The 11,099-nt window shown below is 73.9% G+C and carries 10 protein-coding genes; 9 read left to right on the forward strand and 1 reads right to left on the reverse strand.

Annotated elements, in window-relative coordinates; translation table 11 throughout:
* Positions 1 to 117 precede the first annotated feature (117 nt).
* The gene (locus E1258_RS24650; protein ID WP_132405303.1) at positions 118 to 933 is read left to right on the forward strand and encodes a DUF3097 domain-containing protein; all 816 of its coding nucleotides are present in this window, start codon (positions 118 to 120) and stop codon (positions 931 to 933) included.
* Positions 934 to 1,052: 119 nt separating this feature from the next.
* Here E1258_RS24650 and E1258_RS24655 read toward each other — a convergent pair whose 3' ends face one another.
* Positions 1,053 to 2,369 carry a serine hydrolase gene (locus E1258_RS24655; protein WP_132405305.1) on the reverse strand — a complete coding sequence of 439 codons (1,317 nt, stop codon included), beginning with the start codon at positions 2,367 to 2,369 and terminating at the stop codon, positions 1,053 to 1,055.
* A 109-nt stretch (positions 2,370 to 2,478) separates the two neighbouring features.
* Here E1258_RS24655 and E1258_RS24660 point away from each other — a divergent pair, with 109 nt between their 5' ends.
* The 8 genes from E1258_RS24660 to E1258_RS24695 form a co-directional block, all read left to right on the forward strand.
* Positions 2,479 to 2,952, forward strand: coding sequence for an NfeD family protein (locus tag E1258_RS24660; protein WP_132405307.1), 474 nt, complete (start codon positions 2,479 to 2,481; stop codon positions 2,950 to 2,952).
* A 5-nt stretch (positions 2,953 to 2,957) separates the two neighbouring features.
* Entirely contained in the window at positions 2,958 to 4,064 is a 1,107-nt protein-coding gene (locus E1258_RS24665) for an SPFH domain-containing protein (protein ID WP_132405309.1), read from the forward strand.
* 175 nt (positions 4,065 to 4,239) lie between these two features.
* Positions 4,240 to 5,058, forward strand: coding sequence for a hypothetical protein (locus E1258_RS24670; RefSeq protein WP_132405311.1), 819 nt, complete (start codon positions 4,240 to 4,242; stop codon positions 5,056 to 5,058).
* Positions 5,059 to 5,407: 349 nt separating this feature from the next.
* Positions 5,408 to 7,594, forward strand: coding sequence for a transglycosylase domain-containing protein (locus tag E1258_RS24675; protein WP_243715663.1), 2,187 nt, complete (start codon positions 5,408 to 5,410; stop codon positions 7,592 to 7,594).
* Between the two features lie 46 nt (positions 7,595 to 7,640).
* Entirely contained in the window at positions 7,641 to 7,853 is a 213-nt protein-coding gene (locus E1258_RS24680) for a hypothetical protein (protein WP_132405315.1), read from the forward strand.
* Positions 7,854 to 7,985: 132 nt separating this feature from the next.
* A complete protein-coding gene (locus tag E1258_RS24685) occupies positions 7,986 to 8,807 on the forward strand; it encodes an RNA methyltransferase (protein ID WP_036376440.1) in 822 nt (273 codons plus the stop codon).
* 63 nt (positions 8,808 to 8,870) lie between these two features.
* Positions 8,871 to 10,322, forward strand: a complete 1,452-nt coding sequence (argG, locus tag E1258_RS24690; RefSeq protein ID WP_132405317.1) for an argininosuccinate synthase — start codon at positions 8,871 to 8,873, stop codon at positions 10,320 to 10,322.
* Between the two features lie 70 nt (positions 10,323 to 10,392).
* Positions 10,393 to 11,099: PucR family transcriptional regulator ligand-binding domain-containing protein (locus E1258_RS24695; protein ID WP_207919698.1), on the forward strand; the 707-nt coding region annotated here is incomplete at its 3' end.

Here is an 11,099-nt window from a genome sequence, read left to right on the forward strand (position 1 = left end):
GGCGTCCCGTCCGTCCGGTTTCCCCGGGCCCGCCTCATGATCTTCTACTGGGGCGCGTGCCCCGTGATCGGCGCGGCTGCCGCGCCAGCGGGCGCGGTGGGGGTTAGCGTGGCGGGCATGGTGGGGCGCTACGGCGAGGACGTGTTGGCGGGCGACTGGCGGCGGCGCAGGGCAGTGCCCGAGGTGGACGCGGAACTCGACCTCGTGGTCGAGGACGCCGACTCCGGGTTCTGCGGCGCGGTGGTCGGCTTCGAGTCCGGCGCGGTGGTGCTGGAGGACCGGCACGGCCGGCGGCGCAACTTCCCGCTGCTGCCGGCGGCGTTCCTGCTCGACGGCGGGCCGGTGACGCTGCGCCGCCCGGCCCGGTCACCGGTGCCTGCCGCCCGGCGGCGTACGGCGTCGGGCTCGATCGCAATGGACGGTGTGCGGGCGCAGGTCGCCAAGGCCAGCCGGATCTGGGTCGAGGGCGTGCACGACGCCGCCCTGGTCGAGCGGATCTGGGGCGACGACCTGCGGATCGAGGGTGTGGTGGTGGAGCCGCTGGACGGCATCGACGGCCTCGGCGCGCGGGTCCGCGACTTCGGCCCCGGGCACACCCGGCGGCTCGGGGTGCTCGTGGACCACCTGGTGCCCGGCTCGAAGGAGAGCCGGATCGTGGCCCGGGTGACCTCCCCGCACGTGCTGGTCACCGGGCACCCGTACGTCGACGTGTGGCAGGCGGTCAAGCCGGCCGCGCTGGGCATCGCGGCGTGGCCGGTGGTGCCGCCGGGGCGGCCGTGGAAGGAGGGGGTCTGCGCCGCGCTCGGGGTCGCCGAGCCGGCCGACATGTGGCGGCGCGTCCTGTCCCGGGTGGACAGCTTCGCCGACGTGGAGACCCCGCTGATCAACGCGATGGAACGGCTGATCGACTTCGTCACCGAACCGCCTGCCTGACTGAGCACCCTGGCCGAGCCCGCCTGGCCGAGCCCGCCTGGCCGAGCCCGCCTGGCCGAGCCCGCCTGGCCGAGCCCGCCTGGCCGAGCCCGCCGGGCCGGGCCCGCGCCGGGCGTGCGTCAGGGCTCCTCGTCGGGGGTGCGGCTGAGCAGGAACGTGGCCACGTCGAGGGCGACCGGGCGGCCCGCGTCGTCGCGGACCACCGTGAGGATCTCGCCGTCCTGCGCGCCCGAGCGGCCCCGCCAGCGGTCCGGCCCTTCCGGGGTGAACCGCAGCACCGGGTCGCCGACGGGGCCGCCCCACAGGTCGCCGGTGGCCGGGTCGACGCGGAACTCGAACTCCCCGCCCATCCACCACCAGCGGCCAGTCAGCTCGGCCACGTCGGCCCGGGGCGGGGCGTCGGCCGGGTGCCACGGCGTGACCGGTTCCGGCAGCGCGTCCAGCACGGTGGTGAGCACCTCCCGGGCGAGGGCGCCGAGGTAACCGACGCGTAGCCCGTACGAGTTGGCGAAGCCGACCACGGCGGTGCGGGCGGGCCGGTGCACAGCCAGCGCGGCGACGTACCCGGGCATCGAGCCGCCGTGCCCGACGTGCACCCGGTCGCCGACCCGGTACAGCTCCAGCCCGAGGCCGTGCCCGCCGGTCCAGCCCTGCGGGTCGCTCATCGTCACGGTCGCGCACATCTCGGTGAGCGTCTCCGGTTCGAGCAGCGCCGGGTCGGGGTCGGCCAGGAACGCCGCCCAGCGGCCGAGGTCGGTGACGGTGGACCAGAGCTGCCCGGCCGGGGCCATCGCCCCGGTGTCGGTGCGGGGCTCCTCGCGCAGCGTGTCGTGCCAGGGGTGCACCACGTACCCCCGGGCGAACGGCTCGACGGCGTCGTACGTGGTGCGGGTCATGCCCAGCGGCTCCAGCAGCCGCCGCCGCAGCAAATCGAGCCAGGGCGTCGCGGTGACCGCCTCCAGCACGCCGCCGAGCAGCCCGTACGCCAGGTTCGAGTAGTGGTAGCCCCGGTGCGGCGGGTACGCGATCTTCCGCCCGTCCACCCCGGCCAGCACGGACGCCAGGTCGCCGACGTCGACCCGCTCCCACCACGCCCCGTCGGGCTCGCGTTGCAGGCCGCTGGCGTGGCCGAGGAGTTGGCGCAGGGTGAGCTGGCCCACCCCGGTGCCCGGCAGGTGCCGCTCCAGAGGGTCGTCGAGGGCGAGCGCGCCGGCGTCGCGCTGCTGCATGACGAGCACCGCGGTCATCGTCTTGGTGATCGAGCCGAGCCGGTACTGTCGGTCGGCGTCGGGGCGGGGCCGGTGCCCGGCGGCGGCGAGGTGGGCCAGTTCCCCGTCGCGTACCACGCCGAGAACGAGCGAGGGGGCGCGCCCCTCGGACTGGGCGCGGGCGACCCGGGCATCGATGCGGCAGGCGGTCTCGGGTGGCAGCGACACGGGCTCCTCCAGCTCTCGGGGCGTCCCGCCGGGCTCTCGGGGGCGGTGCCGCCGAGCTTACTGATCTTGCCGACGGGCCGCGCGTGCTTCGACGTGGCACGCTGAATGGGTGGACGCGGTGTTCTGGGTCGTACTGGGTGTGGTGTTGGCGGTCGCCGAGATCTTCACGACGACGCTTGTCCTGATCATGTTCGCGGTCGGCGCGTTCGCCGCCGCGGGCGCGGCGGCCCTGGGCGCGCCGCCCGCCGTGCAGGCGGTGGTCTTCGCGGTGGTCTCCGCGCTCACGGTGGCCGTGGCCCGGCCGGCGATCCGCCGGCACGGCCGCCCCGCCTCCGACAGCGGCGGGCAGGCGTTCGGGGTGGAGGCGATCGAGGGTTCCACCGCGCTGGTGCTCGAACGGGTCGACGCCGAGCACGGCCTCGTCAAGATCGACGGCGAGCTGTGGAGCGCCCGGTCGTACGACGCGACGCAGAGCTTCGTCCCCGGTCGACGGGTGCGGGTGATCAAGGTCCAGGGCGCGACGGCCCTGGTGTGGGATGACGACATTTCCACCCCGGGCGAACTGCCCGAAGCGAGAGGGTGAAGGGTATGGAGTTTGTGACGGTGCTGTTGGCCGCCGCGGCGTTGATCGCCGTGATGACCCTGGTCAAGGCGGTGCGGATCGTGCCGCAGCAGCGCCAGGACGTGGTGGAGCGGCTCGGCAAGTACAAGCGCACGCTGAATCCGGGCCTGAACCTGCTGGTCCCGTTCATCGACGCCGTGCGCACCAAGGTCGACATGCGCGAGCAGGTGGTCAGCTTCCCGCCCCAGCCGGTGATCACCTCCGACAACCTGGTGGTCTCGATCGACACGGTGCTCTACTTCAAGGTCGTCGACTCGGTCCGGGCCACGTACGAGATCTCGAACTTCCTCCAGGCCATCGAGCAGCTCACCGTCACGACGCTGCGTAACGTGATCGGCTCGCTGGACCTGGAGCGGGCCCTGACCAGCCGGGAGGAGATCAACCGGCACCTGTCGGGCGTGCTGGACGAGACGACCGGCCGGTGGGGCATCAAGGTCACCCGGGTGGAGATCAAGGCGATCGAGCCGCCGCCGAGCATCCGCGACTCGATGGAGAAGCAGATGCGCGCCGAGCGGGACCGCCGGGCGGCGATCCTCAACGCCGAGGGGCACAAGCAGTCGCAGATCCTCACGGCCGAGGGCGAGAAGCAGGCGGCGGTGCTGCGCGCCGACGGTGACCGGCAGGCCCGCATCCTCCAGGCGGAGGGCCAGGCGAAGGCGATCCGGACGGTGTTCGACGCGATCCACCAGGCCAACCCGAGCCAGAAGGTGCTCGCCTACCAGTACCTTCAGGCCCTTCCGCAGATCGCCAACGGCACGGCGAACAAGGTCTGGATCGTCCCGGCGGAGCTGACCAAGGCCCTGGAGGGGATGGGCGGCGCGCTGGGCGGGCTGAGCCAGATGGTCGGCGACGCGCCGTCGCCGGAGGCCGCCGACGGGGCGAGCGCGGTGGAGCGCGAGGCCGCCGAGGCCGCGCGGGCGGCGGCGGCCGCCGCCCAGCGGATCCACGACGAGGTACGCGTCGCCGAGGCGCAGGCCACCGGCGGGAAGGCCCCGCAGGGGCTGCCGGCCCCGGAGCCGGTTTCTCCGGCGAGCCTGCTGAACGACCCGGCCGACCGGCGCGAACGGGGCTGACGACCGGGCGGATCGGGTCGGCACGGCGGCCCGCGCCGGCGGCCGGGCGAGAATGCGAATAATCCTCATGCGGCGCTCCGGTGCCTGACACGATCGGTCCGACAGGACGGGTCGTGACCAGGACCGGGGCGCCGCGGCGCGTCCCGCCCCGCCGACGAGCGCAGCGAGGTGTCGCATGAAGGATCCCCTGGACAAGCTCTTTCCCGGGCCGCCGGCGCCCGGCGCGCACGACCCGGCCGGGCCGCTCGGCGCCCGCCGCACCGGCGGCGGCTTCGGGGTGCTGCCGTTCGTCACCGAGCCGGGGCCGGCGGCCCCGGCCACCAACGCCACCTGGGCCTGGTCGCTGCGACGCTTCGGCCGCGCTTCGGTCTGGCTCCTGCCGGCGTACGCGCTGCTCTACGGCACGGTCGCGATGGCCAGCGACGGTGGCGTCGGCAACGACCCGTACCCGGCCGACGGCGGGCAGCTCTACCTCGTCGGCTGGGTCGCCGCCGTCTGGCTCGGCCTGCTCGCACTGCTGGCCCTGACCGGGCTGCTCGCCGCCACCCGCAGCCGCCGGGTGGCCGCTGCCGGACTGCTGGCCAGCATCGCCGGCACCGTGCTCATGCTGCCCTTCGCCGGCCTGGCCGAGCAGGCCCCGGTCTTCGGTACCACCGCCCGCACGCTCGTCCTGGTCGGCGCCACCTGCTACACGGCCGGCTGGTTTCTCACCGGGTGGGCGGTGGCCCGCTCCGGCATGTTCAGCCTCGGCGACGGCACGATGCTGATGATCGCCGCTCCGCTGCTCGGCGTCGGCGGCGCGCTGGTCGGCTCGGTGCAGACCTTCGGGGCGATCTTCGTGCTGGTCGCCGGGATCGGCATCGGCTACCGGTCCGGCCGCCTCGTTCCCGCCGCCATCGCCCGGGACGCGGCCAGCGCCAGCGTCGCCACGGCGACCGGGCCGGGCGGCGGCCCGACCCCGGGGGCCGGCGGTGGCCCGCTCGCCGCCGGTTGACCGCCTGCCAGTTGCCGGCGACCGCACCGCACCATCCGTGGATGTGACCGTCCGGCAGCGCCCTGGCAGCCGGCAGGCCAGCAAGACCACGGCGGCTGCACGTACCCGTCTCGGCCCCTCTGGACCTGCCCCGTTCGTGCTGTCGGGCGGGCAGCGCGGGGTCGGCTCGATGTCCCGGGGCGTGGCAGCGCGGGAAGCCTCCGGTACCGGCGCGGGGACGCGGCGATCCGGACAAGGGCGTCGACGGGCGGTGATCGGCCGACAGATCGCCGGCGGTTGCCGGTGAATTAGCCGACAACCCGCCGCCGGGGGTGGCCGGATCGTGGCTTTCGTGGCAACCCTTGGCGTCATGCCGCCACCCCGGTCGCCGCTGTCGCGGCTGTTCACCGTGCTGCTGGCCGGACTGCTCGCCGGCCTCGCCCTCGCCGCCGCCGCGCTCCCGGCCAACCTGCTGTTCGGCTACGCCGCGCAGGCGGCCGTCGGGTCGTACGCGGCGCTGCCTGAGGCGCTGCGCACCCCGGCGACCCCGCAGCGGTCGTACCTGTACGCCAACGACGGCAAGACGCTGATCACCACGTTCTACGACGTCAACCGCACCGACGTGCCGCTGGCCGAGATCGCCCCGGTGATGCGCGCGGCCATCGTGGCCGCCGAGGACCGCCGGTTCTACTCCCACGGCGGCACCGACCTGCGCGGCATCGCCCGCGCCCTGGTCGCCAACGTCACCGGCGGCGGCACCGAGCAGGGCGGCTCCACGCTGACCATGCAGTACGTCCGCAACGTGCTCAAGACCGACCCCAACCGCACCGCCGAGCAGCGGGCCTCGGCAACCGAGCAGACCGTCGGGCGCAAGCTCCAGGAGATCCGGTACGCGACGGCGCTGGAGCAGCGGCTCAGCAAGGACGAGATCCTCAACCGCTACCTCAACATCGCGTACTTCGGCTCCGGCGCGTACGGCATCGCGGCGGCCAGCCAGCGCTACTTCGCCAAGTCCCCGGCCGAGCTGACCCTGCCCGAGGCGGCCCTGCTCGCCGGCCTGGTCCAGTCGCCCGACGCGTACAGCCCGATCGGCGGGGACGTCGACGCGGCCCTGACCCGGCGGGCGTACGTGCTCGACGCGATGGCCGCCACCGGCGCGATCACCGCCGAGCAGGCCGCGACGGCCAAGGCCGAGAAGCTGGCCCTGCACCCCACCCAGCAGCCCAACGGCTGCACCGCCGTCGCCGAGGGCCACGACGGCTGGGGCTTCTTCTGCGACTACCTGCGCCAGTGGTGGCTCACCCAGCCCGCGTTCGGCGCGACCGTCGCCGAACGGGAGCAGGCGCTGCGCCGGGGCGGCTACACCGTCGTAACCTCCCTGGACCCGAAGATCCAGCAGACCGCGCAGCAGCGGGCCGCCGCCGTCTACGGGTACGACGACAAGCGCGCCCTGCCCATCGCGGCCGTGCAGCCCGGCACCGGCCGGGTGCTCGCCATGGCGGTCAACCGGCACTACAGCCTCGACCCGAACCCCGACGGGCAGACCAACCACCCCAACACCGTCAATCCGCTGATCTCCGGCGGTGGCGGCGTCGACGGGTACCAGGCGGGGTCGACGTTCAAGCTGTTCACCATGCTCGCGGCCCTGGAGAACGGCAGGCAGTTGGCCACCGGCTTCGACGCGCCCAGTCGGCTGCCCACCCGGTACGCCGCCGAGGGGGAGGGCAGCTGTGGCGGGAAGTGGTGCCCCGCCAACGCCAACCCGCAGTGGATGGACGGCTACCGCACCATGTGGGACGGCTTCGGCCGCTCCGTGAACACGTACTTCGTCTGGCTGTCCGAGCAGGTCGGCCCGGCGAAGGTGGTGGAGATGGCCCAGCGTCTCGGCATCACCTTCCGCGCCGACGCCGACGCCGCCTTCGCCCGGGACAACGCCGCCAACTGGGGGTCGTTCACCCTCGGCGTAGCCGCCACCACCCCCCTCGACCTGGCCAACGCCTACGCCACCGTGGCCGCCGAGGGGACGTACTGCGCCCCGCTGCCGGTGGTGTCGGTGACCGCCGCCGACGGCGACAGGGTCGACGTCGGCGAGCCGTCCTGCCGCAGGGTGCTCGACACCGACGTGGCCCGGGCGGCCACCGACGCGGCCCGCTGCCCGGTCGGCCAGCAGAGCGCGTACCACCAGTGCGACGGCGGCACGGCCACCGCCGTGGACCGGATCGTCGGGCGACCCGTCGCCGGCAAGACCGGCAGCTCGGAGCAGGCCGCCACGGAGACTTTCGTCGGCTTCACCCCGCAGGTCGCCGTCGCCGGCATCGCCGCCAACCCGGACGACCCGGGCGACCGGGTCGGCTCGAGCGTGCAGGCGAAGGTGATCGACGCGGTCGCCCGCACGATCCGCACCGCCGTGGACGGCCAGCCGGTCCGCGACTTCACCCCGCCCAGCCGTGAGCTGGCCGGCGAGGTGCACCGCCCGGCCCCGGAGCCGACGCCCACCCCGAGCCGGCAGGAGAGCCTCCCGCCGGACGTCCTGCGCTGGCTCAACCGCCGCGGCTGAACCCCACGCCCCGTGCGGGGCCCAGGTGCTCCCGGCCGGGTATTACGTGCCACTCGCGGCGATCCGTGACGAGCGCGACGACGCGGCCATCCGAGCCGAGATCGGCAAGCTCCGCGACCAGATCAACCGGCTGGCTCAGGGCATCGACAAGTGGTTCGACCGGATCGAGTCGGCGCTCAGCGGGAGATCACCGGCCAGCCGAACCGCCGAGCGGGTGCAGGCTGCCCCGCTTGCCCGCGACGCCGGCCTCACCGGCTGAGCGGTCCCGTCGGCGGCGCGGCCGGAAGCAGATCCCGCGCGCCGCCTTCCCTGCCGAGGCGTGGTGAGAAGGGGGCCCTTCTCTACCGTATGCGTTAACAAGGGGCACTTCCTTGCACCTAAGGTGGGCCGGGTGCTCGTCCACCAGATCACCGACCCCGACGACGACCGGATCGCCGACTACCGGGCGCTCACCGACGTGGAGCTGCGTACCCGGTGGGAGCCGCCACACGGCCTGTTCATCGCCGAGGGGGAGCTGGTGCTGCGCCGGGCGCTGCGGGCCGGCTATCCGGCCCGGTCGTTCCTGGTCGACGCCAAACGGGTGGACCAGCTCGCCGACCTCGACACCGGCGACGCCCCGGTATACGCGGCCACCCCGGACGTGTTGGAGAGGGCCACCGGCTTCCACGTGCACCGGGGGGTGCTCGCCTCGTTCCGGCGCAAGCCGCTGCCGGATGCCGCCGGGGTGCTCGCCGACGCGCGGCGGGCGGTGATCCTGGAGGACGTCAACAACCACACCAACCTCGGCGCGATCTTCCGGGCCGTGGCCGCGCTGGGGGTGGACGCCGTGCTGCTCTCGCCGTCCTGCGCCGACCCGTTGTACCGGCGCAGTGTCCGGGTCAGCATGGGCGAGGTCTTCGCCGTGCCGTACGCCAGGCTGGAGCCCTGGCCGGAAGCGCTGGCCGGGGTGCGGGCCGCCGGTTTCACCGTGCTGGCGATGACCCCGGCGCCGGACGCGGTGCCGATCCAACGGCTGACCGTCGCCCAGCGGGCCCGGTCGGCGCTGCTGCTCGGCGCGGAGGGGGCGGGGCTGACCCGCGCGGCGCTGGACGCCAGCGACGCCCGGGTGGTGATCCCGATGCGGCGCGGCGTGGACTCGCTGAACGTCGCCGCCGCGACCGCCGTGGCCTGCTGGGAGCTGGGCCGCGACGATCCGCCGTTCGGCGACGGGTAGCTGCCGGCCCCGTCCGGACGCTTCGGCTTGCATGACCATGCGTCCTGATGAATAATCTTCCCCGTGTCCAAGGTTCTCACCTCCCTGCCCATCGGCGAACGTGTCGGCATCGCCTTCTCCGGCGGCCTCGACACCTCGGTCGCGGTCGCGTGGATGCGCGACAAGGGCGCCGTCCCCTGCGCCTATACCGCCGACATCGGCCAGTACGACGAGCCCGACATCGCCTCGGTGCCCGGTCGCGCGCTCAGCTACGGCGCCGAGGTCGCCCGGCTGGTCGACTGCCGCGCCGCCCTGGTCGAGGAGGGCCTGGCCGCGTTGACCTGTGGGGCTTTCCACATCCGCTCGGGCGGGCGGGCGTACTTCAACACCACCCCGTTGGGCCGGGCCGTGACCGGGACCCTGCTGGTGCGGGCGATGATCTCCGACGACGTCCAGATCTGGGGCGACGGCTCGACGTTCAAGGGCAACGACATCGAGCGCTTCTACCGGTACGGCCTGCTGGCCAACCCGCAGCTGCGCATCTACAAGCCGTGGCTCGACACCGACTTCGTCACCGAGCTGGGCGGGCGCAAGGAGATGTCGGAGTGGCTGCTCGAACACGGCCTGCCGTACCGGGACAGCACCGAGAAGGCGTACTCCACCGACGCCAACATCTGGGGCGCGACGCACGAGGCGAAGACCCTCGAACACCTCGACACCGGCATCGAGACGGTCAACCCGATCATGGGAGTCCGGTTCTGGGACCCGTCGGTGGAGATCCCGACCGAGGACGTCACGATCGGCTTCGACCAGGGCCGCCCGGTGACGATCAACGGCAAGGAGTTCGGCAGCCCCGTCGACCTGGTGCTGGAGGCCAACGCCATCGGCGGCCGGCACGGCCTGGGCATGTCGGACCAGATCGAGAACCGGATCATCGAGGCCAAGAGCCGGGGCATCTACGAGGCGCCCGGCATGGCGCTGCTGCACGCCGCGTACGAGCGGCTGGTCAACGCCATCCACAACGAGGACACCCTGGCGAACTACCACAACGAGGGCCGCCGCCTCGGCCGGCTGATGTACGAGGGGCGCTGGCTGGACCCGCAGGCGCTGATGCTGCGCGAGTCGTTGCAGCGCTGGGTCGGCACGGCGGTCACCGGCGAGGTGACCCTGCGGCTGCGCCGGGGCGAGGACTACTCGATCCTGGACACCACCGGCCCGGCGTTCAGCTACCACCCCGACAAGCTGTCGATGGAGCGTACCGAGGACTCGGCGTTCGGCCCGTCGGACCGGATCGGCCAGCTCACCATGCGCAACCTGGACATCGCCGACTCGCGGGCGAAGCTGGAGCAGTACGCCTCCCTCGGCATTGTCGGCGGCGGGCCCTCCCAGCGGATGGTCGGCGCCGCGCAGGCGGCCTCGACCGGGCTGATCGGCGCGATGCCGCAGGGCGGCGCGGAGGCCATCGCCTCCCGGGGCGTCTCCTCCGCCGACGACGAGGCGCTCGACCGCGCCGCGATGGAGCTCGGCGTGGACTGAGCGACGCCCGGACCCGGCGGACCTGTTCAGAAGCGGCGACCTGTTCAGGTTCGGGGTCACGGACGGTAGCGTGTCGCCCGTGTTCCCTACCGTCCGTGAGGTGCTCGCGCTCGACCCGGTTCGCCACGGCGCGCCCCGCCTCGTGGCGGGACAGGCCGGTCTGGACCGGCCGGTGCGCTGGGTGCACGTGGCGGAGGTGCCCGACATCGCCACCCTGCTGCGCGGCGGCGAGCTGGTGCTCACCACCGGCATCGGACTGCCCGCCGACGACGCCGGACTGCGCGCGTTCATCGGCGGGCTGGCGGACGTCGGGGTCTCCGGTCTCGTCGTCGAGCTGGGCCGCCGGTATGTCAGCGGGGTGCCCCGGGTGATGGCCGCCGCCGCCGCCCGGCGCGGGCTGCCCCTGGTCGAGCTGCGCCGGGCCACCCCGTTCGTGCGGGTCACCGAGGCCGTGCACGCGCTGATCGTCGACGCCCAGCTCACCGAGCTGCGGGCGACCGAGGAGATCCACCAGCGGTTCACCGAGCTGTCGGTCGAGGGCGCCGGCCCGGCCGAGGTGGTCCGGCAGGCCGCCGAGCTGTCCGGCTGCCCGGTGGTGCTGGAGAACCTGTCGCGGCAGGTGCTCGCGTACGACCCGGCGGGGGAGAGCGCCGAGCTGCTGCTGGACGGCTGGGAGCAGCACTCGCGGCGGATCAGCCCGCCCGGACGGACCGCGTACGACCCGGACCGGGGCTGGCTGGTGACCACCGTCGGGGCCCGGGGGCAGGACTGGGGGCG

It is taken from the genome of Micromonospora sp. KC207, assembly GCF_004348615.1.
Classification (GTDB): Bacteria; Actinomycetota; Actinomycetes; order Mycobacteriales; family Micromonosporaceae; genus Micromonospora.

Bases quoted from the DNA above. Each gene is read 5' to 3' on its own strand.
- E1258_RS24665 (WP_132405309.1), top strand. From the start codon at position 2,958: ATGGAGTTTGTGACGGTGCTGTTGGCCGCCGCGGCGTTGATCGCCGTG.
- E1258_RS24670 (WP_132405311.1), top strand. From the start codon at position 4,240: ATGAAGGATCCCCTGGACAAGCTCTTTCCCGGGCCGCCGGCGCCCGGC.
- E1258_RS24675 (WP_243715663.1), top strand. From the start codon at position 5,408: ATGCCGCCACCCCGGTCGCCGCTGTCGCGGCTGTTCACCGTGCTGCTG.
- E1258_RS24650 (WP_132405303.1), top strand. From the start codon at position 118: ATGGTGGGGCGCTACGGCGAGGACGTGTTGGCGGGCGACTGGCGGCGG.